The sequence below is a fragment of the Streptomyces globisporus C-1027 genome (assembly GCF_000261345.2).
Taxonomy (GTDB): domain Bacteria; phylum Actinomycetota; class Actinomycetes; order Streptomycetales; family Streptomycetaceae; genus Streptomyces; species Streptomyces pakalii.
Genome location: NZ_CP013738.1, coordinates 134,131 through 159,648, shown reverse-complemented (window position 1 = coordinate 159,648; position 25,518 = coordinate 134,131). Strand labels below are relative to the sequence as shown.

20 protein-coding genes and 3 pseudogenes are annotated in these 25,518 nt (G+C 70.7%); 11 read left to right on the top strand and 12 right to left on the bottom strand.

Features of this window, described 5'->3' with window-relative positions; translation table 11 throughout:
- Positions 1–8 precede the first annotated feature (8 nt).
- Positions 9–1,598, bottom strand: coding sequence for an MFS transporter (locus WQO_RS00635; protein WP_335339642.1), 1,590 nt, complete (start codon positions 1,596–1,598; stop codon positions 9–11).
- A 70-nt stretch (positions 1,599–1,668) separates the two neighbouring features.
- Here WQO_RS00635 and WQO_RS00630 point away from each other — a divergent pair, with 70 nt between their 5' ends.
- Positions 1,669–2,295, top strand: coding sequence for a hypothetical protein (locus WQO_RS00630; protein WP_010060603.1), 627 nt, complete (start codon positions 1,669–1,671; stop codon positions 2,293–2,295).
- Positions 2,296–2,321: 26 nt separating this feature from the next.
- Here WQO_RS00630 and thpR read toward each other — a convergent pair whose 3' ends face one another.
- On the bottom strand, positions 2,322–2,969 hold the full coding sequence (gene thpR / locus WQO_RS00625; RefSeq protein ID WP_010060601.1) for an RNA 2',3'-cyclic phosphodiesterase: 648 nt from the start codon (positions 2,967–2,969) through the stop codon (positions 2,322–2,324).
- Between the two features lie 81 nt (positions 2,970–3,050).
- Positions 3,051–4,687: pseudogene (locus WQO_RS00620) on the bottom strand (MFS transporter).
- A gap of 90 nt (positions 4,688–4,777) precedes the next feature.
- Here WQO_RS00620 and WQO_RS00615 point away from each other — a divergent pair.
- Positions 4,778–5,395 carry a helix-turn-helix domain-containing protein gene (locus WQO_RS00615; protein ID WP_010060597.1) on the top strand — a complete coding sequence of 206 codons (618 nt, stop codon included), beginning with the start codon at positions 4,778–4,780 and terminating at the stop codon, positions 5,393–5,395.
- A 58-nt stretch (positions 5,396–5,453) separates the two neighbouring features.
- Here WQO_RS00615 and WQO_RS00610 read toward each other — a convergent pair whose 3' ends face one another.
- A complete protein-coding gene (locus WQO_RS00610) occupies positions 5,454–6,593 on the bottom strand; it encodes a PQQ-dependent sugar dehydrogenase (protein ID WP_010060596.1) in 1,140 nt (379 codons plus the stop codon).
- A 402-nt stretch (positions 6,594–6,995) separates the two neighbouring features.
- Between WQO_RS00610 and WQO_RS00605 the strand changes: the two are divergent.
- A pseudogene (locus WQO_RS00605) lies at positions 6,996–8,384 on the top strand (glycoside hydrolase family 6 protein); the annotation flags it as partial.
- Positions 8,385–8,468: 84 nt separating this feature from the next.
- Here WQO_RS00605 and WQO_RS00600 read toward each other — a convergent pair.
- Positions 8,469–10,397, bottom strand: coding sequence for an HtaA domain-containing protein (locus WQO_RS00600; RefSeq protein WP_010060594.1), 1,929 nt, complete (start codon positions 10,395–10,397; stop codon positions 8,469–8,471).
- A gap of 279 nt (positions 10,398–10,676) precedes the next feature.
- Between WQO_RS00600 and WQO_RS00595 the strand changes: the two genes are divergently transcribed.
- The gene (locus WQO_RS00595) at positions 10,677–11,117 is read left to right on the top strand and encodes an ATP-binding protein (RefSeq protein WP_010060591.1); all 441 of its coding nucleotides are present in this window, start codon (positions 10,677–10,679) and stop codon (positions 11,115–11,117) included.
- Positions 11,118–11,124: 7 nt separating this feature from the next.
- Here the strand turns inward: WQO_RS00595 and WQO_RS00590 are convergent, their stop codons facing one another.
- The 3 genes from WQO_RS00590 to WQO_RS00580 all read right to left on the bottom strand — a co-directional run bounded on the left by WQO_RS00590 (position 11,125) and on the right by WQO_RS00580 (position 14,045).
- The gene (locus WQO_RS00590; protein WP_010060589.1) at positions 11,125–12,267 is read right to left on the bottom strand and encodes an RNA polymerase sigma factor; all 1,143 of its coding nucleotides are present in this window, start codon (positions 12,265–12,267) and stop codon (positions 11,125–11,127) included.
- A gap of 7 nt (positions 12,268–12,274) precedes the next feature.
- Entirely contained in the window at positions 12,275–12,682 is a 408-nt protein-coding gene (locus WQO_RS00585; protein WP_058953819.1) for a YciI family protein, read from the bottom strand.
- A gap of 154 nt (positions 12,683–12,836) precedes the next feature.
- Positions 12,837–14,045 carry a saccharopine dehydrogenase family protein gene (locus WQO_RS00580; protein WP_010060587.1) on the bottom strand — a complete coding sequence of 403 codons (1,209 nt, stop codon included), beginning with the start codon at positions 14,043–14,045 and terminating at the stop codon, positions 12,837–12,839.
- 143 nt (positions 14,046–14,188) lie between these two features.
- Here WQO_RS00580 and WQO_RS00575 point away from each other — a divergent pair, with 143 nt between their 5' ends.
- Together WQO_RS00575 and WQO_RS00570 are read left to right on the top strand one after the other, a co-directional pair.
- Positions 14,189–14,917: a TetR/AcrR family transcriptional regulator gene (locus WQO_RS00575; protein WP_010060586.1), complete on the top strand. Its 729-nt coding sequence runs from the start codon at positions 14,189–14,191 to the stop codon at positions 14,915–14,917.
- Between the two features lie 97 nt (positions 14,918–15,014).
- Positions 15,015–15,812 carry an alpha/beta fold hydrolase gene (locus WQO_RS00570; RefSeq protein WP_010060585.1) on the top strand — a complete coding sequence of 266 codons (798 nt, stop codon included), beginning with the start codon at positions 15,015–15,017 and terminating at the stop codon, positions 15,810–15,812.
- A 28-nt stretch (positions 15,813–15,840) separates the two neighbouring features.
- On the opposite strand, the gene WQO_RS00565 is transcribed toward WQO_RS00570, so the two are convergent.
- Positions 15,841–16,926, bottom strand: a complete 1,086-nt coding sequence (locus tag WQO_RS00565) for a DNA glycosylase AlkZ-like family protein (RefSeq protein ID WP_010060584.1) — start codon at positions 16,924–16,926, stop codon at positions 15,841–15,843.
- A 142-nt stretch (positions 16,927–17,068) separates the two neighbouring features.
- Between WQO_RS00565 and WQO_RS00560 the strand changes: the two genes are divergently transcribed.
- Positions 17,069–17,668, top strand: coding sequence for a DUF998 domain-containing protein (locus tag WQO_RS00560; RefSeq protein WP_029182286.1), 600 nt, complete (start codon positions 17,069–17,071; stop codon positions 17,666–17,668).
- A 24-nt stretch (positions 17,669–17,692) separates the two neighbouring features.
- On the opposite strand, the gene WQO_RS00555 is transcribed toward WQO_RS00560, so the two are convergent.
- The gene (locus WQO_RS00555; protein WP_010060582.1) at positions 17,693–18,241 is read right to left on the bottom strand and encodes an HAD domain-containing protein; all 549 of its coding nucleotides are present in this window, start codon (positions 18,239–18,241) and stop codon (positions 17,693–17,695) included.
- 81 nt (positions 18,242–18,322) lie between these two features.
- A complete protein-coding gene (locus tag WQO_RS00550; RefSeq protein WP_010060580.1) occupies positions 18,323–21,325 on the bottom strand; it encodes a 3-keto-alpha-glucoside-1,2-lyase-like domain-containing protein in 3,003 nt (1,000 codons plus the stop codon).
- A gap of 295 nt (positions 21,326–21,620) precedes the next feature.
- On the opposite strand from WQO_RS00550, the gene WQO_RS34585 reads away from it, so the two are divergent.
- The 4 genes and pseudogenes from WQO_RS34585 (at position 21,621) to WQO_RS00535 (ending at position 24,539) form a co-directional block, all read left to right on the top strand.
- Positions 21,621–22,238, top strand: a complete 618-nt coding sequence (locus WQO_RS34585) for a TIGR04222 domain-containing membrane protein (protein ID WP_335339641.1) — start codon at positions 21,621–21,623, stop codon at positions 22,236–22,238.
- A 67-nt stretch (positions 22,239–22,305) separates the two neighbouring features.
- Positions 22,306–22,646 (top strand): annotated as a pseudogene (locus WQO_RS36620) (gfo/Idh/MocA family oxidoreductase); the annotation flags it as partial.
- A 338-nt stretch (positions 22,647–22,984) separates the two neighbouring features.
- Entirely contained in the window at positions 22,985–23,839 is an 855-nt protein-coding gene (locus WQO_RS00540; RefSeq protein WP_143203368.1) for a hypothetical protein, read from the top strand.
- Positions 23,840–23,930: 91 nt separating this feature from the next.
- Positions 23,931–24,539: a hypothetical protein gene (locus WQO_RS00535; protein ID WP_029182283.1), complete on the top strand. Its 609-nt coding sequence runs from the start codon at positions 23,931–23,933 to the stop codon at positions 24,537–24,539.
- A 9-nt stretch (positions 24,540–24,548) separates the two neighbouring features.
- Here the strand turns inward: WQO_RS00535 and WQO_RS00530 are convergent, their stop codons facing one another.
- The gene (locus tag WQO_RS00530) at positions 24,549–25,424 is read right to left on the bottom strand and encodes an IS5 family transposase (protein ID WP_029182282.1); all 876 of its coding nucleotides are present in this window, start codon (positions 25,422–25,424) and stop codon (positions 24,549–24,551) included.
- Positions 25,425–25,518: the final 94 nt, after the last annotated feature.

Sequence of the window (25,518 nt, the reverse complement as noted above, 5' to 3'; positions counted from 1 at the left end):
GCGTCAGGTCAGTGGTGTGCGGGGCCGGAAAGCGCCGAGCCGGGGCCGTGCCGACGCAGAAGGACGCCGGTCACGAGGGCGCCGACCGTGAGGGCGGCGGCCACCACGACCATCACGGCGAGGTAAGCGCCGTCGAACGCCTCGGACGCCGCCCTGATGAGAGCCGTATGGGCTCCCGCTCCTTCTCCCGCCAGTGTGAGCGCGCTGTCGAGGCTGTCGCGCGCCCGGTCGGACACCCCGGCCGGGAGGTCGATCGTCGCGGAGTACACAGCGGTCAGGAGGCTGCCGAGGAGGGCGACCGCGATCAGGCCGCCGAATTCGTACGAGACCTCCTCGACGGACGATGCCATGCCCGCCCTCCGGGCCGGGACATTGCCCATGATCGCGCTGGAGGCGACGGACATGGCCGCGCCGAGGCCGCTGCCGGTGATGATCAGCCCGGTGACGAGCAGCCCCATGCTGGTGGAGAAGTTCATCAGGACCAGCACGGTACCGACGGCCCCCAGGGCCAGACCTCCGGTGATGAGGGGCAGCAGGCCGACCTTGTGGAGGACCGCACCCCCGAGCATCGCGGTGGGGAAGGCGCCGAGGGCGACTGCCGCGACGAGAAACCCGGCCCGCAGCGGCGTGAAGCCCTCCACGAGCTGGAAGCGCTGGGTGGTGGCGAGCTGAATGCCGGAGATGGCGAACAGGGCGAACCCGGCGGCCAGTACCCCCGCCAGGAAGGCGCGGTTGCGGAAGATCGCGAAGTCCAGCAGGGGGTAGGTCAGCCGCCGCTGACGACGGGCGAAGGCCCATCCGCCGGCCACCGTCGCGAGGACGGCGGCCGCGATGACCACGGGAGCGGGATCGGCCTTCGCGGTCTCCTTGATCGCCAGGACGAGACCGACCAGGGCGACGAGCGCCAGCAGCGAAGAGGTGAGATCCCACTGCTTGGAGGGGTCCGGGTCGTTCGGCGGGGCGAGGACCAGGGTTGCGACGGTCGCGGCGACGACCACGGGGACGTTGATGATGAAGGCCGACCCCCACCAGAAGTGCTGCAACAGGATCCCGCTGATGATCGGGCCGAGGGCGCTGCCCACGACCGCCATGGTTCCCCAGACCGCGATGGCCATGTTGCGTTCGCGTTCGTCGTCGAACGTGACCCGGATCAGGGCGAGCGTGGCAGGCATCATCGCGGCCGCCCCGACGGCGAGGAAGGCGCGAGCGGCGATCAGCGCCTCCGGAGTGGTGGAGAACGCGGCGACGAGCGACGCCGCACCGAAGGCCGCCAGGCCGATCACGAACATCCGCCGGTGCCCCACGCGGTCACCGAGCGTGCCGCTGCCCAGCAGCAGACCGGCCATCACGACCGGATAGGCGTTGATGATCCAGAGGCCCTCGGAACTGCTCGCGCCGAGATCCTTCACCAGCGTCGGCAGGGCCGCGTACAGGATGGAGTTGTCCAGCGTGATCAGCAGGAGCCCTGCGCTCACGACTGCCAGGAGCAGCCAGCGCCGCCTCTTGCTGATGATCATTTCCCTGAACCTCACTGTGAGAGCCGCGCCGTTTTCGTAACTGTACCTTTCGAAAGGTACAGTTACGAATCGCGCTGACATGAGATGCTGTCCCAATGAGGTAATGACAAATAGAGCTGACGATGTAGCATGTGACAGTTATAGTTGTCGCATGGACGATGTGAGGCCGATCCCGACCCCTGATCAGAGCGACGAGAACTTCTGGGCCACGGTCCTGACCCCGGTGGACCCCGCCTGGAACGAGCCCGGAGACGACGACACGTTCGCCATGGACGAGCAACTGCTCGCAGCCGTACGGTCGCTGGCCGAACGGATCTCGACGCGCTCGCTCGCCTACCGCACCGCCGGAAAGCCCTTCGACGCCGCGCTCATGGCCGCGCCCGACGTTCAGCTGGCGATGCTCCGGTCGCTCTACGAAGCCAAGCGCTCCGTCGACCGGCTGGCCGAGAGCGCGGCCACCGTCGCCGGACGCGGTGGATCCAGTTACGCGCAGCTCGGTGCGGCCTGGGGCGGCATCAAGCGCCAGTCGGCCCGCCTCAAGTGGCCCCACGCGGTGCCGAAGAAGTCCGCCAGCGAGTCCATCCCGCTCCACTACGCGGGTGGCGACGCCGTGATTCACCACGATCCGGGCGCCGACGCCTGGTGGTACACCGCCACGGGCGCCGATTCGCAGGAGGACGAGTCGGAGGCCGTCCACGGCACGTCCGCCGAGGCCATCGCGCGGGCGACCGAGTTTCTGCTGACGCACGCCCGGCCCACGCGGCACGACACCACGTGACCGCGTCGCAGGGTGAGGGGCCGGGCTCAGCCGCCGGAGACCTCGGGAGCACCGGCGGCCCCGCGGGGGAAGTCCCAGGCCTCGATGGAGCGGTAGTGGATCGGCCCGGGGCCACGGCCGATGTTGCTGCCGACCAGATGGAGGCGCCCGGCCTCCCAGTCCCGTCCGGCGAACGCGGCGAGTGAGGCCGCGGCCTCCACCGTGTCCGCGTGGTCGCCCCGGCGGGACCGGGCCAGCGTCAGATGCGGCCGGAGCGGCCGCTCGGGGAAGGAGACGCCGCACTCCCTGACGAGGGTGCGTACGTCGACGGCGAGGCGGTGCAACTCGTCGAGGTCACCCGTGACCCCGGTCCACAACACCCGCTCGTCGAAGTGTCCGCCGCCGCGGAGCGCCAGCCGCAAGGGCCGTTGCCTGGCGGCGAGCCCGGCCAGCGGAGGCATCAGGGGCGGAACGGCGGTGACCGGAAGTTCCCCGAGGAACGCCAGGGTGATGTGCCAGTCCTCGATGCGGTTCCACCGCATGCGGGGGTAGGCCTCATAGGCCGGACGCAGCACCTGCTCCAGCTCCACCTTCGCGTCGTCGGGCGGGGCGAGCGCCAGGAACACGCGGGTCGTCAGGACCGGGACAGGTTCGCCCGCAGGGTGTCCGGTCACGGCTTCGAGCGGTTCGTTCACCTGCCGTACCGTACGTGCCGGCCACCTTCCCACCGCGACGCGGGGCCCACGACGGCCTCCGGCGCGTGCCGTGCGCGCCGGTCAGCCGACGTCCGCCCGTGACCGTGCCGGCGCGGGTGAAGGTCCGGCAAGCTGCTCAGCGCCCTCCGTAGGCCGCGCGGAAGGCCGCGGCCCCCGGACCAGAACGTAGAGGAACAGAGCGGCCATCACGGCGACCCCGCCCACATGGCGTTCTGCCAGCCGTCGACGAACGCCTCCCGTCCGGCGCGGATCAGCTCCTGGGCGTAGGGGCCCGCGCCGTTCGCCGCCTCGACGGCGTTGGCGGCCCCTCCCCGCGCCGTCTCCGCCGGGCCCTCGGGGACCCCGGCGAGCCGGTCGTCGATGGCGCCGCGATAGCCGGCGGACAGCAGCGCGCCGAGGAGGGCGACACCGAGAGCGGTACCGAACTCCCGGGTCACGTCGTTCAGCGCGGACGCGACCCCCTGCCGCTCACGCGGCAGCGCACCGGTGATGGCTTCGGTGGAGGGCGTCATCGCCAGGCCCATGCCGAGCCCCATCGCCAGCATGCCGGGAAGGAGGGACAGGTAACCGCCGTCGACCGAGACGATCCCGGCCATGAGCGCCAGCCCCGCGCCCGCCAGCAGGATCCCCGTGGCCATGGTCGCGCGGGCGCCGATGCGCCCGGCGAGCTGCGGCGCGAGACCCGAGGCCAGCATCATCAGGACGGCCATGGGCATGAGAGCCAGCGTGGACAGCAGCCCCGACCAGCCGAGCACGGCCTGGAGGAACGGGAAGAGCACCACGAAGATGCCCGCCTGCACCCCGAAGACCACCAGCAGGGTGACCGAACCCCCGGCCAGTGCGCGCTCACCGAACAGCCGGACGTCCAGGAGCGCTCCCTCCCCGCGGCGCAGCTCCCAGGCCACGAAACCGACGGCGGCGGCCACTCCGACGACAAGAGCGAGCAGCGTCACCGGAGCGGTCCAGCCGCGCTCCGGCCCTTCCTGCAGCACGAAGATGAGCCCGACCACCGCCACGACGGAGGTCAGCGCGCCACGGACGTCGAACCCGTGCCCGGACCTCTCGCGGGAGTCGGGAACGGACCGCAGCGTCATGACCAGAGCGACGGCGCCCAGGACCAGAGGCAGGACGAACAGCCACCGCCAGTTCGCCACGTCGACCAGTGCCGCGGAGAGGAACATGCCCAGAACGCCGCAGCCTCCCGCGACCCCGGTCCACACCCCGATCGCCCGGCCCCGCTCCTTTTCGGGGAAGGTCGAGGTGATCACGGCGAGGGTGATCGGCATGATCATGGCCGCGCCCACCCCGCTGAACAGCCGGGCGACGAGCATGACCTCGGCCGACGGCGCGAGACCCGCCACCGCAGCCGCCAGGCCGAAGACGACGAGACCGGCCACCAGCACGGGCTTGCGGCCCAGGCGGTCGCCGACCGCACCGAGCGGCAACAGCAGGGCGGCCAGGCCGAGGGTGTAGATGTTGATGATCCACAGGACCGTGCTCTGCGAGGCGCCGAAAGCGACGGCGAGGTCGGGCTGGGCGACGTTGAGCCCCGAGACCGAGGCGATCACGGCCATCAGCGCGATGCACACGGTGATCAGGATCGTGCGCCGCTGACGTGCGTCGGGCGCGCCCTCGCCGGGCTCACCCGGGACGTCGTCCGGATCGACGGCCACCGGACCGGGCTGGTTCGTACTCATGGATTCCTCTTCCGTGCGAGCCCACCTCTGCCGGGGCCGACCACGGACGACGCTAAGCGCACCTTGCATCAATGGCATACGCTCATGCCTATGACGCAAGAAGATGGTGAGCTGGACAGCCTGGTACGCACACGGATCCGCGCCCTGCGCGTGGCCCAGGGCTGGTCCCTGGAGGAGCTGGCCGCCCGGGCGAAGGTCAGCCAGTCCACGCTCAGCCGCATCGAGAACGGCCGGCGCCGGCTGGCCCTGGACCAGCTCGTCACGCTCGCCCGCGCGCTGGACACCTCGCTCGACCAACTGGTCGAGACCGCGTCCGACGACATCGTCTCCAACCCGATGATCGACGGAGCCCACGGTCAGATGCGGTGGCCCATCAAGGCGGAGCCCGGGATGACGGTCATCCGCCAGCGCATGACCGAGCCGCCGCCCGACAACCCCTCGCGCCTGCGCGCGCATCCGGGCCGGGAATGGCTCGTCGTCCTGTCCGGCACCGCGATCCTGCTCCTGGGCAACCGGCGCCTGCGGATCGAGACGAACCAGGCGGCGGAGTTCCCCACGATGCTCCCGCACGCGATCGGCGCCGAGGGCGGTCCGTGCGAGCTGCTGGGCATCTTCGACCGGGACGCCCGCCGCGGCCACCAGCGCAAAGAAGCTACGGAGAAGCGCGGGGAAGGCGCGGACAAGGACGGGCCCCGCCGATCACCATGATCGGCGGGGCCTCGCCCTCCCCGGCCCACGCGGTCAATGTCGCGCGCGGGTCAGCCGTTCACGCGGGATCGACGCGGGAGACGACGCCGTTGCTGCCCAGCACGTACAGCTCGCCGTCACCGCCCTCCACGAACGAGATGACCTCGCCGCCGCTGACGCCGAGGTCGCTCACGCCGGTCACCTCGCCGTTCTCGATCTGGAGCGTCCGCAGGGTGCCGTCGCAGTAGTCGCTGAACACGTAGTTCCCCCGGAGGTCCGGGAGTGCGTCGCCGCGGTAGACGAATCCTCCGGTCACCGAGCAGCCGAGGCCCGTACGGTCGTACTCGTACACCGGCGGGACATGGTTCGCGGGCTCCGTGCCGCCCCGGAAGGGATGCGTGCCCTCCATGGAGGCCCAGCCGTAGTTCTCGCCGCCCTCGCTGTCCGCCGGGGCCCAGTCGATCTCCTCCCAGTCGCTCTGGCCGACATCGCCGATCAGCAGGTCCCCGGTGCCCGCGTCGAAGGAGAACCGCCAGGGGTTGCGCAGCCCGTACGCCCAGATCTCGTCCTTCGCGTTCGCGTCGTCCACGAACGGGTTGTCCGCCGGGATGGCGTACGGTTCGCCGCCGCTCGGGTCGATCCGCAGCAGCTTGCCGAGCAGGGTGTCGAGCTTCTGCCCGTTGCCGTGCGGGTCGCCGCCCGAGCCGCCGTCCCCGAAGGCGATGTACAGATAGCCGTCGGGGCCGAACTTGATGTCGCCGCCGTTGTGGTTGGCGTACGGCTGCGTCTGGGTGAGGACCGTGCGCCGTGTCTCCGGCTGGAGTTGGCCGCCCTCCACCGCGAACTCGTCGATCGTGCTCGTACCTTCGAGATCGGTGTACGAGATGTAGAAGTGCGCGAACGTCTTGTCGAACGCGACTCCCAGCAGGCCGCGTTCACCGTCGGTGGTGGTCTCGTCGGAGATGTCGAGGACGGGCTCCCCGAGCCCTGAATCGTCCAAAATCCTTACGGTGCCCGCGCGTTCGGCGATCCATACCGTGTCGTCCGGCCCGGCCGCCCCGGCGGACGGCCCCTGGGCCCTGGCCACTTCGGTCAGGGAGGCGGTCACCTGCTGAACGGGGGCGTCGGCGGGCTCCTCCGCCGACGCCGTGGCCAGCGCCAGGGACGTGACGAGGCAGAGCGTTCCGATGATCGCCGAGCTTCTGGTGCGAAATTTCACCGTGGCCTCCTGGAGGCGGCGAATGGGGGGAAGTCACCCGGCTGCTCGTACGGAGTTGAGTGGGGGCACGTGCCGGCAGGCAACCTGGGTGGGGGATGGTGTGTCACCGGCTACGGGCGAGGATAGAGGGACCTGCGCGGCTTGGACTAGACCATCGTCACGGCATCTTCGGTCACGAACTGCTGGTCCTCCTGTGCGTGGGAGCGCTCCAATCACGCCAACTGCCGTACTGCACAAGGTAATCAAGCCGCGCGGCTTGACAGTCATCGGATGCCGCGCCACTTTGGGAGCGCTCCCACGCAGCGTTTCCCCCACCCGAACCCCTCACCTCCCGAGCGTCACGGACCCCCGAACCGTCCGTCGACACCCGCGACGGACGTACGAGAGGAGCACGGAGCCGCAATGAGAAGCAAAGGCACCACCACCCCGCACGCACTTCAGCACACCACTGTCCCGCAGGCGTCCCGCCGAAGGACCGCTGCCGCGCTGTCCGCCCTGATCATGGGCGCATCGCTCGCCGTCGCCGTCCCCGGACAGGCGTCGGCCGCGGCCCGCATCGACAACCCCTATGCCGGCGCCACCGCGTACGTGAACCCCGACTGGTCCGCCAAGGCCGCCGCGGAACCCGGCGGGTCCGCCATCGCCGACGAGCCGTCGTTCGTCTGGATGGACCGCATCGCCGCGATCGGCGGCACCCCCGGCGCACGAGGCTTACGAGCGCACCTCGACACGGCCGTGAGCCAGGGAGCCGACCTCTTCCAGGTCGTCATCTACAACCTGCCCGGCCGGGACTGCGCCGCGCTCGCCTCCAACGGCGAACTCGGCCCCACCGAACTCGACCGCTACAAGAGCGACTACATCGACCCCATCGCCGACATCCTCGACGACCCCGCCTACGCCTCCCTGCGCATCGTCACGCTCATCGAACCGGACTCGCTGCCCAACCTCGTCACCAACGCCGGAGGCACGGCCGGTTCGACGCCCGAGTGCGCCACGATGAAGGCCAACGGCAACTACGAAAAGGGCATCGGGTACGCCCTGCACACGCTCGGAGCCATCCCCAACGTCTACAACTACGTCGACGCGGCCCACCACGGCTGGCTCGGCTGGGACTCCAACTTCGTCCCCGCCGCACAGCAGTTCAAGAAGGCCGCGACGATGGAAGGCGCCACCGTCGCCGACGTGCACGGCTTCATCGTGAACACGGCCAACTACTCGGCGCTCGAAGAACCGCACTTCGCGGTGACCGACTCCGTGAACGGCACCACGGTGCGCCAGTCGCGCTGGATCGACTGGAACCACTACGTCGACGAGCTCTCGTTCGCCCAGGCCCTGCGCACCGAACTGGTCCGCCAGGGCTTCGCCTCCGACCTCGGCATGCTCATCGACACCGCCCGCAACGGCTGGGGCGGCTCCGCCCGGCCCACCGGCCCCGGACCGCAGACCAGCGCCGACGCCTACGTCGACGGCGGCCGGACCGACCGCCGCATCCACACCGGCAACTGGTGCAACCAGAGTGGCGCGGGCATCGGCGAACGGCCCACGACCGCACCCGAGCCGGGGATCGACGCCTACGTCTGGGCCAAGCCCCCGGGCGAGTCCGACGGCAGCAGCGAACCCGTCGACAACGACGAGGGCAAGGGCTTCGACCGGATGTGCGACCCGACGTACACCGGCAACGGCCGCAACGGCTACAACCTCACCGGCGCCCTGCCCGACTCCCCGGTGGCCGGGCACTGGTTCTCCGGACAGTTCCAGGAACTGCTCCGCAACGCCCACCCGCCGCTCGACTGAGGCAGCGGTACCGAGGGCCGGTGACACACGCGGGCCGTGGCCGACGGGAACCGCTCCCGTCGGCCACGGCCCGCGCGCGGTTCAGCGCACGTCGACGCGGTCACCGGAACTGGTCGTGCCCAGACGGGACGAGGTGGCCGTGAACTGCGCCTTCCACGTGCCGTCCTTCTTCGCCGTGAACCCCTTCGAGAACACGCCCTTGCTGTTCGTCCTCACGGTCGCCAGCTTGCTCCACCTGCTGGAACCGTCGGCCTTGAAAAGGATGCTGACCGACTGGCCGGAGGTGTTCTTCCAGGTGCCGTCCAGGCTGCGCAGGGTGCCCTTGACCGTGATGGTGCGGCCCTTGCGGACCGGCTCCGGGGAGGCGTTGAAGCCGGACACCGCCGTGCGCAGCTTGACGTCCACGTTGTCCGAGGAGCTCACGGCCGCGGCCCGGTCGGCGGTTCCCGCGTAACGGGCCCGCCAGGTGCCGTCCTTGACGGCGGTGACCGACGCCGTGGCCACACCCTTGTTGTCCGTGGTGACCGACGTGGCCCGGCTCCAGGTCTTGGCGCCCTTGGCTCGGAACTCGACCACCACGGGCGTCTTGGCCAGCGGACGCCAGACGTCGTCCGTGGCGCCGACGGTCTGGAGCGTACCGACGACCTTCAGCTTGCTGCCCTTGCCGACCGGCTCGGGGGAGGCGTTGAAGGAGATGATCCGGGCGGGCACGGCGGACACCGTGAGCGTCGCGGCCGACGTGGCGGTCTCACCGGACGCGTTGACGAAGACCGCGCGGTAGCGGTGGGCGTTGAGCGCGGCGCTGGCCTTCACCGACAGGGTGGTGGCGGTGGCCCCGGGCACGGTGCTCCAGGTCACGCCCTTGTCGGAGCTGCGCTCCCAGCGGACCGAATCGGCGCCGTCCGCGGCGGCGGTGAAGACGGCGGAGGTGCCCGAGCGCACCTTACGGGAGACGGGCTGCTGGGTGACGGTGGCGGGCGGGACCTCGACGCCGAACGTCAGCGGCTGGGCCACGTCCTGGGCGCGGGACGGCATCCAGGTGGGGTCGGCGCTGTCGTGCGAGTTGAAGCTCGTGACGAAGCAGGCGGTGGTCCGGCAGTCTACGGCGGGGGCCCCGGAGGGGGTGAAGGTCTCGGTGAGCTTCGCCGTGACGCTGAAGGTGCCGTCCGCGCCGACCTGGCGGACGTACACCGCGTTGCCGAAGACGCTGGGGTACGTGGTGCCGGGCATGGCGATGGACTGCGCCAGGTACACCCCGCGCCCGGGCTGGTAGCCCTTGCCGCTGACGGTGACCTGGGTTTCCGTGCCCAGCCCGGTGACCTGGCTGACCGTCAGCGTGGGGACACTGACACCGCCGGCGATGGCGAGCGGGTCCAGCGCCGTGCCGGCCGGGTACATGGGCCTGCCCTGGAAGGAGAAGATCGCCTCGCCCTCGTCCGTGAGCGAGGCCGTGATACCCGACCAGTCGAGGGTGCTGCCGTCGAGGGCGCCGGCGGCCGCCGTGAGCGTGGCGAACGGCACGCCGGCCGTGGTGACCGGGTCCTGGCCGGCGACGAGATCGGTCGTCACGTCCATGTGGAGCGTGCCCTGGCCGTTCTTGAGGACGACACGCGGGTTGGCGAGAGTGATCGCGGTGATCCCGTGGCTGGGTATCGCGTACGTCACCGAGCCGCCGAAGCGCACGTCGGCCGAGCTCTTCGCCGGGTCGACCGAGCCGTGCTTGACGGGGTAGTCGACCTTTCCGGCGGCGTCCGCGGTCGCGCCGCCGCCCGCGGTCACCGAGCCGCTGAACATCCCGACGTACCGGACCCAGGACTCCTTGAAGCCCCAGGAGGACCGTCCGCTCACCAGGATCGGGGCGGCCGCCGACGTCGTACCGGGGGCCTCGGCCCGCGCGGCGGCGTGGACGCCCGGGGCCGCGGAGGCGGGAACGGCGAGGGCGCCGGCGCCCACGGAGATGACGGTCAGGGCGGCGAGAGAGGCCAGGCGGCCGTGGCGAGGCATGGACATGCGCTGCATGTCTCCTTCGGGGGAGGGGGGCGGCGCGCGTCGGAACGGAGCCGTGCCCGGGCGAACGAAAGAACGGGGGATACCGGCTTCTTGGCGTGTGGGGACCCGAAGACGACAGTCGCATATTAGGTTAGGCTTACCTAAATGTCACCACGAGGGTGACCGTCCCCCCCCGTACCGGCCGGGCGGACGTCATATCCGCGCGGGCGGGTAGGAGACCGGACGGAGGGCGGCGAATGACGACCTCACTTCCCTGACCGACGAAGGAGAGGCAAGGTCATGGCCGATTCCGAGATGAGAGCGGTGGGCTGGGCGCAGTCCTTCCCCATGTCCCAGGGGGTACGGGCGGGGCGCCACTGGGCGCGGGGGCATCTCGACTCGCTGGCGTGGACGCGGAGCGCTCCCGATCTGGTGGACTCGGTGCTCCTGGCCGTGTCCGAGCTCATCACCAACGCACACAAACACGCGCACAGCGACGCCCAGCTCGTCCTGACCTGGGACAGCACCTGCCTGCATGTCAGCGTTCACGACTCCAGTCCGGTGCTCCCCGCCGCGGTCGACCGCGGCCTCGACGCGACCGGCGGCCGGGGCCTCGCCATCGTCGAGGCGCTCTCCGACAGCTGGGAACAGCACCCCCAGCGGGACGGCAAGACCGTGACCGCCTGTTTCGTACCCCCTGGGAACCCGGACCCGGATCACGGTCCCGGCGGCACCGCCTGACGTTCGCTCACCGGAGGCTGGCGTTGAGCCGCGCGGCCTGGCGCGTCAGATGGTCGCGCTCGGCGAGCGTGGGGGCCTTGTGGGCGGCTTCCGTGTACAGCCGTGCAGCCGTCGGCAGGTCGCCGTCACGCTCGTGCAGATACGCCGCGACCGCCGTATGACGGGGCAACGAGTCGCTCAGCGCGGCGAGTTCGGCCAGCCCGGCGCGCGGACCGTCGGCCTCGCCGACCGCCACAGCCCGGTTGAGCCGGACGACCGGGCTGTCGGTGAGGCCCGCAAGCTCGTCGTACCACTCGACGATCTGCACCCAGTCGGTCTCCTCGGCGGTCGGCGCGTCCGCGTGGAGCGCCGCGACGGCGGCCTGGGCCTGGAACTCGCCCAGCCGGTCCCGGGCGAGGGCCGCCTGCAGGATGTCCACGCCTTCGGCGATCATCCCGGTGTCCCACCGCCCCCGGTCCTGCTCGGCGAGCGGGACCAGGCTCCCGTCGGGCCCGGTCCGGGAGGCGCGCCGGGCGTGGTGGAGCAGCATGAGAGCGAGCAGCCCCGCCACCTCCGGGTGGTCGATCGCGGCGGCGAGCTGCCGGGTGAGCCGGATCGCCTCCGCGGCGAGGTCGACATCCCCGGAATAGCCCTCGTTGAAGACCAGATACAGCACGCGCAGCACGGTGGAGACATCGCCGGGCCGGTCGAACCTCACCCCGGAGACGGTGCGCTTCGCCCGGCTGATCCGCTGCGCCATGGTCGCCTCGGGCACCAGATAGGCCCGGGCGATCTGCCGGGTCGTGAGCCCGCCGACGGCGCGCAGCGTGAGCGCGACCGCCGACGACGGCGTCAGCGACGGGTGGGCGCACAGGAAGTAGAGCTGGAGCGTGTCGTCCACCGCAGGCGCGGGGCCCGGCTCGGGCTCCTCGTCGAGACGGTCCTCGCGCCGCCGCCGGGAGGCATCCGCCCGGGTCGCGTCGAGGAACCGCCGCCAGGCCACGGTGACCAGCCAGCCCTTCGGGTCCCGCGGCGCGTCGCCCGGCCATACGCGGACTGCCTCGACCAGGGCGTCCTGCACGGCGTCCTCGGCCGCCGCGAAGTCGGCTCCGCGGCGCACGAGGACGGCGAGCACGCTCGGGGTGAGGCTCCGCAGAAGGAGTTCGTCCATCGAGGCGTCACTCCGTGACGGTGGGCGGCGCGGTCAGGAACGGGCGCACCTCCAGCCACTCGTGGATCGGCCTCCCGCCGGCCCCGGGAGCGGCGGACAGCTCCCCGGCCAGCTCGACGGCCCGGTCGTGACCGTCCACGTCGATGATCATCCAGCCGGCGATCAGATCCTTGGTCTCGGCGAACGGCCCGTCGGTGACCGGCGGGCGGCCCTCACCGTCGTACCGGACCCAGGATCCCTCGGGAGCGAGTGCCTGGCCGTCGACGAACTCCCCGGTCTTCTCCAGCCGGTCCGCGAAGTCCTGCATGTACTGCATGTGCGCCGAGATCTCCTCGGGCGTCCACCGGTCCATCGGTACGTCGTTGACCGCTGCCGGGGCGCCGCGGTAGTGCTTGAGCAGCAGGTACTTGGCCATGATGTCTCTCCTCGGTGCCGGGCGGCCCATTCTGGCCGCTCTCACTACGGGGACGGAGCCGGATCCGGGTTCTCGACACCGCCGCCCGAAGAACTCCTCGACTTCTTCCGACGGCCCGAGGACGTCCCGCGGAGGGACCGCGAACGGCCCGCGTTCACTGCTCGCGCAGACCCCACGGAGAGCCGTACTCCACCAGCAGATCGAGGAACGGACGCGGGTCCAGCGCCTCGGCGCCGAGCACCCCCGTGCCGCTCCATACCCCGCCCGCCACCAGCTCAAGGGCGATCACCGGGTTGATCGCCGTCTGCCAGACCACGGCCTGGGAGCCGTACTCGCGCATCGACCACTGATTGTCGACCACGTGGTAGAGGTACACCTCGCGGGGCGCGCCGTCCTTCGTGCCCTTCACCCACGTACCGGCACAGGTCTTGCCCCGCATCAGCTCGCCCAGCGACGCCGGGTCGGGCAGGCAGGCCGCGACCACGTCACGGGGCGACACGGCGCCACCGGGCACGGTCACCTCGTCCGTGCGGTCGAGGCCCAGCCGGTGAAGGGTCTTGAGGGTCTCGATGAACTCCTCGCCCAGCCCGTACTTGAACGTGACGCGCCGCGACTCCACCCAGCGCGGGATCAGCAGGACCTCCTCGTGCTCGACGTTGACGCACTCCACCGGACCGATGCCCTCGGGGAAGTCGAACACCTCCGGCTCGCTGAACGGTGCCGTGGTGAACCAGCCCCGGTCCTTCTCCCAGATCACCGGCGGATTGAGGCACTCCTCGATGGTGGTCCAGATCGAGAACGACGGGGCGAAGTCATAGCCCTCGACGGTCAGATTCGCACCGTCCCGGACACCGATCTCCTCGATCTGGTCGAACAGTTCGTCCGCCGCGTACCGGGCGAAGACATCGGAGAGCCCCGGTTCGACACCCACCCCGACGAGCGCCAGCCGCCCCGCCTCCTCCCACGCCGCGGCACGCTCGAACTGCCCGTCGCCGAGCTTGATCCCGCACTCCTCGTACGGACGCTCCGGATGCGGGGAGGACAGGGACATGGCCATGTCCAGATAGTCGACCCCGGCGGCCAGCGCCGCGTCGAACAACGGCATCACGAACCGGGGGTCGGTGGCGTTCACGAGGATGTCGCACCGCTGCTCGGCGATCAGCGCGGTGACCGCCGCCCGGTCCGAGGCGTCGACGCGCAGCGCGGAGAACCGTGCCCCGCCCTCGCCGAGCGCGGCCACCGCCGCCTCGGCCCGGGAGAGGTCGTAGTCGGTGACGACCATGTGGTCGAAGAAGGAGCGGCGGGCGGCGATCCTGGTGATCGCCGTGCCCACGCCACCTGCGCCGACGAGGAGTACACGCATGGCGGATGTGCCTTTCGTCGAGGGGCCGGGCCGTACGGGCCGGTGCCCTTGGATTCGTCCATGAAAGGGGCGCACTTGAGTAAGGTCAACGCTGTTGGCATAAGGTGAGCAGATCCCGGCATCGACATGGGGGAGAGGCGCGGATGGCGAAGAAGGTGGTCCCGGAGGAGGAGCGGCGGCGCAGGCGGCCGACACGCCAGGGCGTCGTCGTCACCCAGCACCTGATCGTCGAGACGGCTCTGCGGATGCTCCACGAACACGGCAGGGACGGACTGACCGTGCGCCGCCTGGGCCTGGCCCTCGGAGCCGACCCGAGCACGCTGTACCGCTATTTCCGCGGCATCGACGACCTGACCCTGGCCATCGCCGACGAACTGATCGGACGCGCGATGCGCGGCTGGCGGCCCGCCGGACGGTGGCGTACCGACCTGCGCGAGATCGGCCTGCGCATCCACACCGCCTACCTGGCCCACCCGGAGGCCGCCGTGCTGACCGCCAGCCGGGTCAGCGGCCGGGCCAACGAGATCGCCGGCGACGAGACGCTCCTCGGCATCCTGCGATCGACCGGACTGCCCGACCCGGACGTCGTACGGATCTACCAGGCGTTCGTCGACCAGGCACTCGCCTTCGCCGCACTGGACGCCGCGAGCCTCGCCCTGCCCGAAGCGGCCCGCGCCGCCGACGAACGGGTCTGGCACGCCACCTACGCCGAGCTGCCGGCGGAGACCCACCCGAACATCGCCGCCCTCGCTCCGCTGCTGGTCGCGAGGATGAACGAGAGCGCCTACCCCACGGCCCTGGAAATGCTGCTCGACAGCGCCGAGGCGAGCATCCGGCGCGCGCGGCGCGACAGCGACCCGGCCGACACCTGAGATCCGCGCCATGGCGACTCGTGTGGCGGCCCCGGAGGCCACCGCGCAGACTGGCCGCAGAAGGCGGGAACGACGACAGCCCGGAGAGGCCTGGACGATGGGTGAGTACGCGGACCTGCCCGGTGTCAGGACCTGGTACGAGACCGAGGGCGCCGGCGATCCGCTGGTCCTCCTGCACGGCGGCTTCTGCACCAACGACACGTGGGGCGCCCAGCGCGCCGACCTCGCCGCCGCCTACCGCGTCTTCCTGCCGGAACGGCGCGCCCACGGGCACACGGCCGACGTGCCCGGCCCCCTGACCTACCAGGACATGGCCGACGACACCGTGGCCTTCCTGGAGACGGTCGTCGAAGGACCGGCGCACCTGGTGGGCTGGAGCGACGGGGGAGTCGTCGCGCTGCTCGTCGCCCGGGACCGCCCCGACCTCGTCCGCAAGGTCGTCGCGATCGGAGCCAACTTCCGCCCGGGCCCCGAGTGTTTCGCCGAGCCGTCGATGCTGGACGAGATGGTGCCGTCCGGGCCCGACCTGGCGTTCTTCCGGGAGCTGTACGAGCCCGTCGCACCGGACGGTCCGGACCACTGGCCGGTGGTGGCCGCGAAGGTGCTCGACATGTGGCGGACGCAGCCGACGCTGACGCCCGAGGACCTGGCCCGCATCGAGGCGCGCGCCCTGGTGGTGTCCGGCGACGACGACCTGATGACGCTGGAGCACACGACGGCCCTGTACCGCGCGATCCCCGACGCCGAGCTGGCTGTCGTGCCCGGGGCGTCCCACCTGGTCCCTCTGGAGAAACCGGCTCTCGTCAACCGGTTGATCCTCGACCACCTGGCGCAGGAGGCAGCGGAGACGATGATGCCCATCCGCCGCGCGAAGCCCGGGACCACCGCACCCTGACGGCCTTCCCCGCCCACGGACCTGCGGTTCACTCGACTCGCAGGAGGGTTTCCTTCGCCCCGCGGACCTCGGCGACGGTCCGCGCCTCCGTCTCCAGGGCCCGCCGCACCGAGGCGGGCAGCGCGTCGAACCCCGTCACCGTCACCTCCACGCGCCGCCCCGAGGCCCGGGCACGCCAGGTGCCGACGATCGCCGACCCGGCGAGCACGGCCCCCGGCCCTCCGATGGCCCGCCACAGCTCCTTCTGCCGGTCCTTCTCGGGCAGGAGCAGCGACCGGTCCCGGGCTTGGAGGAAGGGATCGCCCGGCGGAAGCAGCCGTACGGCGTCGGCGCGCGGCGCCCCGCGCAACGCCTCCACCTCGGACTCCGGAAGCCAGGCCGACGTACCGTCCACCGAGACCTCGACGAGCCCCTCCGGCCAGACCGGCCGGATCGCGGTCGGCCGTGTCCCGAGGAACGCGGCCACCTCCGCCCGGGTGGCCGGACCGAGGAAACGCAGGTAGGCGCGGACCAGGTCCTGTGTCCCCGACGCCGCCTCCGGGACAGGGAACGGCGCCCCGAGCGGCGACAGCACTGTCTTTCCCCGCTCGGCGCCGACCCGCACCGACCCGAAGAGCCCGGCCTGCTGGAAGAGCAGACCGGAGATGTGCCGCGCCCCGCACGGGGTGCACCAGAACGTCAGGGATTCCGGTACGGCCGCGCTCACCGCCGTACTGGCCTCACCCTTTCCCAGCGGCTCGACCACGGTCCGCCGGAAGGCCTCCGCCGTGACGCGGAAGGCCGCCAGCCCCAGCTTCGCCCCCTCCTTGATCGCCGAGGTGCTGATCCGGGCCGTGGCGTCGGCGTCGTCGAGCGGCCACAGGGCACCGGCCAGTGCCGCCAGCTCCGTACGCCGGTGCAGATGCGGCGCGCCGCGGAAGGACCAGAGGCGCTCCAGCCCACCGGAGGAAGCCCCTCGCGCGGCGAGCGCCACCGGGGCCGAGCCGTGCGGGGTGTCCTGGACACCGAGAGCCAGGACACCGGGCGTGGGCGAGGCGCGGTCGAACCCATGGGCCGCCACGCGGTACCGCAGGACCTGCTCGCGGCTCACATCGATCCGGGCGGTGCCGTTCACCTGACGCCTCCTCATCACAGGTTTCGGTACGCTACCGCCGCCGCCCGCCCGCGGCACCCGCCCGGCCGCCGACAGGAGGCACGCAAGGCCGAAGCAGACGGAGAGCAGTGCAAGGCGAGATGCCCCGATTTATGCTCACTGAATGCGATCTGCTCCTTGGTGGGCCTTGGTCTGCTCCGGGTGCGCCCCGGTCCTGCTGGTCGGCGCCTGGATGATTGCGCAGGTGCGCCAGGGACCGACGTACGACCCCGCGGCGGACACCCTGAGCGTGCTCGCCGCCTACGGTGCCACCAGCTACTGGCTGATGACGGGGATGCTGCTGGTGCTGGGGACGTGCTACGTGGCGACGGCGCACGCGCTCCGGCAGGCGGCGCTCCCCGGCCGGGTGGCACTGGCCGGCGGCGGACTGTCCGCGCTGGCCCTGACCCTGGTCCCCGCCCCGAGCAGCGGCGGGGCGCTGGAGCACGGGGCGGTGGCCACGGTGGGCGTGGTGCTCCTGGCGGTGTGGCCGCCACTGGCCGCCGTCCGGAGCGGGAGCCCGGTGCCGTGGGGGCTGCGCCTGGACGTGTCGCTCGCCGCGAGCGCGCTGATGTTCGCGAGTGCCCTCTGGTTCGTGGCGGAACTGCAGACCGCGCGCGCCCCGGGAGTCGCCGAGCGCGTCGTGACGTTCCTTCAGGCATTGTGGCCGTTCCTGGTGGTCCTCTCCTGCCGGAGGGGCGTCGCCCGACAGGCTGCGGGCTGAAGACCGGTCAGGCGACCGGAGGTGCTACGCGCTCGCCCAGCGCCGCAGCCAGGCGTCGAGGACCGCGTAGTCGCCGTCCCTGAGCCCCTGCCGCGGCTCCACCCGGTGGAGCAGGGCGGGACCCGGGTGGTGGACGGCGACCCAGGACCGGTCGGTGCCGGTGATCTCGTCATCGACCCAGGCGAACGGCCGGCCGCCGGCCCGGGCGACGAGGGTACGGGTCTTCCAGTGCAGCCCGTTCCGCACGTCCTCTTCGTCCTCCTCGTAGCCGACGGCGCCATCGGCCTCCAAGGCCCCCGGCAGGCCGACGACCGGCAATGACGGCAGGCCGATACGAGGAGCGACCCAGGTGTTCGCGTCCTCCATCCATGTGGTCGCCCAGACGAGTTCGCAGGGCAGAGCCGTGAGCCGGGGCCCGTGCTGGGGATTGATCCTGGCCAGGAGCGGATTCTCAGGGGCGCCCGGGTCCTCGGGGCCGGTCTCGTAGGTCGGGTACGGCCCTGAGGCGCCGAAGGGGATGAGCGGTCCGTCGACGTCGAGGAACAGCAGCGGACGCTGGGCTGTGGAGGTCACGCGGGCACGATAGCGACGGCCCCCACCGGATCTCGACCTCAGGTCGTAGCCCGGTGGGGGCCGATGGAGCGCGGGGCGGGTTCAGGTGAGGGGCTCGACCCACACGTTCCGGTAGCGGATCTTGCTGCCGTGGTCCTGGAGCTTGATCGCCCCGGCTGTCGGTCCTTCGGCCGTTCCGCCGCCGGTGGGCCCGTCGACGGCGACGTCGTCGTGGACGGTGACGCCGTTCCACACGACGGTGACCCGGGCGTCCTCCGTCTTCGCCCCCGAGGCGTCGTAACGGGCGGCGCGGAAGGTGATGTCGTACGTCTGCCAGGTTTCCGGTGCCGTGGCCGCGTTCACGTCCGGGGCCTTCTTGGTGTAGATCGCCCCGGCCTCGTTGTCCGCGAGCGTGGTGTCACCGTACGAGTCCAGGATCTGCACCTCGTAGCGATCCTGGAGGTAGACGCCGCTGTTGGCGCGGTCCTGACCGGTGACGTCCGGCGGAAGGTTCGGCAGCCAGAACTCCACATGCGCACGGAAGTCCTGGAAGCCCTGCTTGGTGCGCAGGTCACCGCCCGCCACCTCCATCGCCCCGCCGTTCACCGGCCACTCGGGCTTACGCCCGTCCGGGTGCTGCCAGGCCGCCTGGTCGGTGCCGTCGAAGAGCTGGATGCGGGCGCCCTTCGGGTGGACGGTGATCATGTCCAGGTTGACATGGCCCGTGTCACCGCTGTCGTAGGAGTAGGTGACCGTGTTGCGGCCCTCGCGCAGCTCCAGCTGTTCGGTCCCGGTCGACCAGGTCTTCCAGTCGGTGGTGGAGAGCAGCTTGGTCTGGCGCACCTTCTCCCCGTTGACGTGGACGCTCACCGTCTTCGTGCCGGGCGCCGGGTTCGGCCCGTTGGAGTAGCGCAGACCCACGTCGTACGTTCCCGCCTTGCCCGCCTCCACGTCGAAGGTGACCGCCGCGCCCTCCTGGCCGAAGTTGTCGACGAAGCCGCCGCCGGAGTAGCCCGCGTGCTCGGTGTCGAAGCCCGCGCCTCCGCTGAGGGCGGCTTCCTCCGCCTCGTACTGGGTGGCGGGGGGCTGATCGCCGGGCAGCGAGTTGAGGGTGTACCAGGCCTCCGTGCTCCACAGCTCGGCGCCGTCGGCAGAACTGAAGGGCCGCGGCGAGCGGATGTGCACGACCCGGTTCGCCTTGAGCCCGGGAATGGTCAGCGTGACCTTCTTGCCGTCCTCGGAAAGGGTGGCCTCACTGACCCCGAGGGCCTCCTCATCGATCTTCGGACCCCCGTACGCGGGCGTCGGGGCGTACGTCCACTGCTCGACGCGATAGCTCTCGGCGAGCTTCGCCGCGGTCTCCTCGGAGACCGGCTCGGTGTACTCCAGTTCAAAGCCGCCCGGCTTCGCCCGCATGGCCAGGATGTCGAAGGCCTTGTCACCGCTGGGGGAGAGCTTCTGGAGCCCGTAGGTCAGCTTGCCCTCCTGACCCCAGTTGCCGCCCGCACCGAGGCCACCGGCGTAGATCGCGCCGTCCGGCCCCATGCTGATCCGGTTGACACCGGCTTCGAGACCCTGGGTGAAGCGGAACACAGCCCCCTGGTACTCGCCGTCGACCTTCTCCAGGTACGCGCGCTGGATGCCGCCGTACGTGACGTCCCCGAACAGCATCTGCCCGGCGAACCGCCCCTCGGTCAACTGCAGGGGAGTGCTGGGCGAGTTGGCTATCTCGTTCTGCGGCAGCCACAGCACCGGCTTGGTGACCGGCTTGTCGTCGAAGGGGCCCGAGGGGTTGGTGTAGTGGTTGAAGAAGCGGTCCTGCTTGATGTGGAGCAGCTTCGAGGAAGGCAGCCAGCCACCCTGGTTGTCCAGGACGAACATGTCGCCCTCGGGGCCCCAGCCGATGCCGTTGGGCGTACGCAGACCACCGGCGATGTAGTCGACCTCGCCGGTCTCCTTGTTCACCTTGATGGTCGAACCCCGGTTCGGCGCCGGCTGCGGATCGGTGGTCGCCCCGCCCAGGTCGATCGCCACGGACAGGTTCAGGTAGAAGTACCCGTCCCGGTACAGCAGCCCGAAGGCGAACTCGTGAAAGTTCCCGCCGTACGGCCACGTGGCCACCGTCCGCCGCTCATCGGTCACATCGTCGCCGTCGGCGTCCGTGAGCTCGGTGAGTTCGTGCTTCTGGGAGACGTAGAGCTTGCCGTCGACGGCCTTGATGCCCATGGGCTCCTTCAACCCGTCGGCGACCTTCTTGGCGGTCACCTTCCCCGCGTCGGTCCCGCCCTGGACGTTGTCGAGGAGGTAGACCTCGCCGGTGGTGTTGTCGGTGCCGCCCCAGGTGGTCACGGCGAGCCGGCCGTCGGGCAGCCAGTCCATCGCGGTGACCTGCGGCTCGAAGCCCGCCGGGCGCAGATCGGTGAGCGCGTAGTCCGGGTGCGTCCCGGTCAGCGGCAGCCCGTCGCCGGGGGAGTCGAGGGCGCCTTCGCACTCCTTGCGACCCGGTGCAGTCACCCGTACGACGTCGGCGTCGGTGCTGAGCACGGAGTTCGGCACGACGGCGAAGTCCGCGGCGCCGGGCGGCTTCCACTGGAGGGTGACCTGCTGACCACCGGTCCGGTCGAAGTGGTCGATGCGCAGAGCATGGTGACCAGACGTCAGTTCGGCCGACCCGTCCTTGGGCTCCGCACCGTGCAGCCCGTCGTGGTCGATGACGGTGGAGTCGTTGATCCGCAGCCGCGAACCGTCGTCGCTGATCAGCCGGAAGGCATACGTGCCGGCCTCCGGGACGGTCAGATTGGCGGTCACCTGGGAGACGAAGTGGTCGTCGAAGCCGAAGTCGTCCGCTGAACTCCAGTCGATGCCGGGCATCAGCTTGTCGACGTTCGGCGTCTGTCCGGCCTTGATGTCGCACAGCTTGTCGAGGGGGACCTGCACATCGAAGACGCGCAGGGTGACGCCCGGTTCCTGGGGCGGGAGTTCGTCCTGAGGCCTCGGTGCCGGCGCGGCGGTGGCCGGTGAGGCGGCAAAGGCGCCGATGAGAAAGGCGGAGACCAGCAGACCGGTGAGGTGTCTGCGGCAACGGTGGAGCGGCCGTGGATGCATTCTTCCTCCTGGCCCCTCGCAGCGAGGGGCGCGTCGCGGCGGTGGGTGGGGCCACCCGGCGCCCGGGGGTGAACGTGCGGCTCGTGCTGGTGGGGCAGCGCTGCGTCCGGACAAGGGGGCTCCGGTGGCTGCGCCGAGAACAGTAGGAGGCTTCTACCGGTGCCGTCCATACTTCGTCACCACAGTGTTCAAAGTTCGCAGGTGTTGATGGAAAGTCGCCAAACCCCTTGCCGTACACAAAACCTGTTACCTCGTCAGGTCGCATCGGCGACGATGGGGCCATGGAGTCCGGCCGATGGGGGAGGCTATGGCGCGGTCATGGAGAAGACACGCGGCGGCGCAGGGAGGCGCAGCGTTGGACCGGTACGCCTACGCGTTCCTCGCGGGAGGTCGGCAGCGTGTGGTCGAGAGTGCTGTCGTCGCGCTGGCCGAACAGGGGGTGCTGAGCCTGCGTGCCGCTCGGCTCCGTGCCACCGGTGAAGTCCGGTCGGGACATGCGGTCGAGGGAGCGGTCATGGCGGCCTGCCCGCGCAGCAGACGCGTCCAGGAAGTGATCGATCGCGTCGGCTGCTCCCAGCCGGTCGACGACATCGCCCGGCGGCTGGTCCGTCTCGGCCTGCTGAGCCGCAGGCGGCAGCGGGTCACGCGCCGGGGCCGGCGACTGCTGGTCGCCGCCGTCGCGGAGGGCGGCCTTCCCGCGTACGTGCTCGAAGGCCCGGCCACTCTTCCCACCGGCCCCGTCCGGCACGGTCTGCTCGCCGCTCATCCGATTCCCGACGGTCTGGGCCGCGCTCTGCGGTCCGTGGGACGGGCCCTCGACGACCGCCACGATGCACCTGCGGGCGATACCGGGGACGGTGGATCGTCAGGAGGCTCCGGATGGGGTGGTGGATCGGGAGGGGGCGGGGACTAGGGCCTGTCGTCAAACTGCCGCCTGCCGCGCGACGACGGCAGTTTGACGACAGGCCTTGGAGCGGCGCCGGCGTTCCGAAGCCGCGGCCGAAGGCGCGGTGCCTTACGGGGTGCCCGTCGCTGCGACGTTCGAGGGACGGCTCGATGGCTGTGAAGCGGTGGAGTTCGCCGTCCCGCCATCCGTCCAGGAGGAACTGGCGGTGCGAGCAGGACGTGCTCCGCTGCTGGAGGAACCACTCGCTCTCACCCTCGCCGCCGCCCGGACGGCTGCCGACATTGTCGCCGAGGCCGGCGTCGTCTCCCACCTCGTCCTGACCAAGAGATACCACCCGAGCACCCGCACCTTCCTCGCCCGGGCTGCCGGCACTACCTGCACGGGGCCTTCCTCGAAGGCGAGTTCGCCACGTCCTGACGCCTGGCACGAGACCGGTGCGGTCGGCCGAGCCTCTCTCGGGCGCTGTGAAGGTGTTCCGCGCTCAGGTCCGTACGACGCGTCGCGGAGCCGCCGAGGAACATCGGACGCCGGTGACGAAGAGGCCGACGTCGTCGAAGGCACCGCCCCGAGAAGCAGCGAGAACCGGCTCCCCCGCGGGCTCCCGCGGAACCTCCGTACGAGGCCGGTTACGCTCCAGCCACCGGGCGCGGGGGCGTGCGAGGCCGACGCGTGTGGACCACACGGAGGCTGACAAGGGGGGAGGCGGAGTCATGCGTACACGGTCGTTGCGGGCGTCGTCGGTGAGCACGCGGATGACCGGCGCGGCGATGGTGGTGGCGGTGAGCGCCGCACTGACGGTGGGCATCCTGCCGTCGCCGCCGGGGACGGAAGCACGGGATCTGCGACTCGCTCTGGTCGGTTGCTCCGTGGTGTGCGTACTGGTGTGGATGACGGTTTCCGTGCGTGCCCGCAGCGTCGGCGGGGTCGAACTGGACAAGCCGGCACGGCCGGAGCGCCGTCCCTCCCGGTGGCTGCCCCTCCTGCTCGCCGTTCTGCTCCCGTTGGCGAGCGGCGCGGCGCTGGTCCAGGCGGTCGGCCCGGACGGAGATCAGGGGCGCTGGGTCGCGGAGGTCTACGCGGCCGGAGGCGAAGTCCATGAGGTTCGGATCGACAGGGTGGTGAGTGGGCCGCGGCCGACGGGCGTGAACGTGAACGACACCGACGAGTACGCGGCTGATGTCGTTGTGACTCTGGGATTCGAGGACAGCCCGCGCAGAACCACCGTCCGCGGCGCGAGGACCCTGGGGGTGCCGCAGCAGGGTGACACGGTTTCCGTTCTCTACGCTCCCGCCCGCCCCGGGCTCGGTGGGAGGTACCACGGCTCCGGGTTCTTCAGCGGAGGCGGCGCAGCACTTCTCTGGATCTGGGCGGTGACTCTGTTCGCGGCGGCGTTCGGCTGCGGGCTCCTCGACCGCGCCCGGGTTCACGCTGCCAGGCGGTTTCGTGGTGACGTCCATGGAGTGGCGGCGCTGCTGCTCGGCCTGGGGATGCTGTGCCTGCTGCCCGGCGCGTTCTTCCAGACGCCCACCTGGGCGGGCTGGCTGCTGTCGTTCTTGGCTGCCTGCACTCCTTGGCTGGCCATGACCTGGGTCGTGAAACGGCTTTAGGCCGTGTATCGGAAGTGCCTGGTAGCGGCCTGTGGGGCATGGTCGAGAATCCTGTAGCTGCTCGTATCGCGGACCTGCGATGGTGTCCGTCATGGATTCTGAGCCGCGCATTGATCTCGCTCGTCACTACGACTCAGGGGGCTGGTTGGCTCGGTTCGCGGGCCGGATGCATGTGGTCTGTCCGCGATGCGAGGGCCGTGCTCTCGTGATCTCCCGGCCTGGCCTTCCTGATCCCAGATACTTCAGCGAGCTCCTGTTCCAGCCGCGTCGTCTGGCTTGTGGAAGGTGCGGTGCCGTCGCCGACTGGAAACCTGAGGTACAGGGGGCTGGGCTGGTCGGCGCGGTGCTGGGTGGTACTGAGGATCCGTTCTTCCAGCGGCCTCTGTGGCTGCAGACCCGTTGCGCCGGTCACATCTTGTGGGCCTACAACGAGGAACACGTTGACGAGCTGTCCGCCTATGTCGGGGCGCGATTGCGAGAGCGTGGCGGCGTACAGTCGACGATGTCGATGTTCGCTCGGCTGCCGGCATGGATGAAGGTGTCGGACAATCGCGCGGAGGTGCTGGCTGGCCTGGAGACGCTGCGAGCGCTGGCCGAACAGATGGCACCTGCCGACCGCTCCGATGCCGCGCACAGGCACGGTGACCGTCCCCGAGCGCGCAGGAGTATGTACTTCCGGGGTGGCCCTTATGAGTCTTGAAGGCCCTGGTCACAGCCATTCGTTGATGGTTGCGATGAGGACGGTTGCCTCGTATCGGACCGCGAGCTTGTCGTAGCGCGTGGCGACCGCCCGGTGTCTCTTGAGGCGGTTGATCCCGCACTCCACCGCGTGCCGCTCGCGGTAGTCGACCGGGTCGAAGCGCGGTGGCCGACCGCCGCGAGGTCCGAGTTTTTGGCGGTTGCGGGCTTGGTCGGCCATGTCGGGAATGGTGCAGCGGATCCCGCGGCGGCGCAGGTAGGCACGGTTCTTGCGGGAGGCGTACGCCTTGTCCGCGCGGACCCGGTTGGGGCGGACGCGTGGCCGGCCCAGCCCGATGCGGGGCACACGGACCTTTGCCAGAACGGGTTCGAACTGCGGCGAGTCCCCGCGCTGCCCGGCGGTGACCACGATCGACATGGGCTTCTGGCCCTGCTCGACGGCTAGGTGCAGCTTGGTGGTGAACCCGCCGCGCGACCGTCCCAGTCCGTGATCTCCGGGCTCTTCATGGACACCGCCCGGTGGTTCCTTTTGCAGGTCACCCTGTCTTCGGGCCCCGGCCGCATGCTGATGGGCGCGGCAGACCGTGGAGTCGACGCTCAGGTCCCACACGATCGCCCCCTTCGCGTCGGCCAGGGACTGGAGACGGGTGAGGATGTGGTGCCAGGTGCCGTTCCGTTGCCATCGGCGGAACAGGTCGTAGACCCGGTTCCACGGCCCGTACTCGACGGGCACGTCCCGCCACGGAACACCGGTCCGGACCCGGAACCGTATGCCGTCGATCAGCTGCCGCCGGGGCCAGACCGGTGGCCGCCCCGCCTTCATCCTCCTCGGCAGCAACGGCTCCAGCATTGCCCACTGTTCGTCTGTGAGATCTCCCCGACCCATGAACCGTGATCATTCACAGCCCAAGATCCACTTTCGATACACGGCCTAGAGGTCCTCCAGGACCTCGGTGGTGGTCCGGCTCGGCGGAGCGGCT

Coding starts and splice junctions, on each gene's coding strand:
- WQO_RS00530 (WP_029182282.1), bottom strand. CDS start 25,424: ATGGGTCGGGGAGATCTCACAGACGAACAGTGGGCAATGCTGGAGCCG.
- WQO_RS00580 (WP_010060587.1), bottom strand. CDS start 14,045: ATGCGTGTACTCCTCGTCGGCGCAGGTGGCGTGGGCACGGCGATCACC.
- WQO_RS00615 (WP_010060597.1), top strand. CDS start 4,778: ATGACGCAAGAAGATGGTGAGCTGGACAGCCTGGTACGCACACGGATC.
- WQO_RS00570 (WP_010060585.1), top strand. CDS start 15,015: ATGGGTGAGTACGCGGACCTGCCCGGTGTCAGGACCTGGTACGAGACC.
- WQO_RS00535 (WP_029182283.1), top strand. CDS start 23,931: ATGGATTCTGAGCCGCGCATTGATCTCGCTCGTCACTACGACTCAGGG.
- WQO_RS00595 (WP_010060591.1), top strand. CDS start 10,677: ATGGCCGATTCCGAGATGAGAGCGGTGGGCTGGGCGCAGTCCTTCCCC.
- WQO_RS00575 (WP_010060586.1), top strand. CDS start 14,189: ATGGCGAAGAAGGTGGTCCCGGAGGAGGAGCGGCGGCGCAGGCGGCCG.
- WQO_RS00560 (WP_029182286.1), top strand. CDS start 17,069: ATGCGATCTGCTCCTTGGTGGGCCTTGGTCTGCTCCGGGTGCGCCCCG.
- WQO_RS00635 (WP_335339642.1), bottom strand. CDS start 1,598: ATGTCAGCGCGATTCGTAACTGTACCTTTCGAAAGGTACAGTTACGAA.
- WQO_RS00540 (WP_143203368.1), top strand. CDS start 22,985: ATGACCGGCGCGGCGATGGTGGTGGCGGTGAGCGCCGCACTGACGGTG.
- WQO_RS34585 (WP_335339641.1), top strand. CDS start 21,621: ATGGGGGAGGCTATGGCGCGGTCATGGAGAAGACACGCGGCGGCGCAG.
- WQO_RS00585 (WP_058953819.1), bottom strand. CDS start 12,682: ATGGCCAAGTACCTGCTGCTCAAGCACTACCGCGGCGCCCCGGCAGCG.
- WQO_RS00590 (WP_010060589.1), bottom strand. CDS start 12,267: ATGGACGAACTCCTTCTGCGGAGCCTCACCCCGAGCGTGCTCGCCGTC.
- WQO_RS00600 (WP_010060594.1), bottom strand. CDS start 10,397: ATGTCCATGCCTCGCCACGGCCGCCTGGCCTCTCTCGCCGCCCTGACC.
- WQO_RS00550 (WP_010060580.1), bottom strand. CDS start 21,325: ATGCATCCACGGCCGCTCCACCGTTGCCGCAGACACCTCACCGGTCTG.
- WQO_RS00630 (WP_010060603.1), top strand. CDS start 1,669: ATGGACGATGTGAGGCCGATCCCGACCCCTGATCAGAGCGACGAGAAC.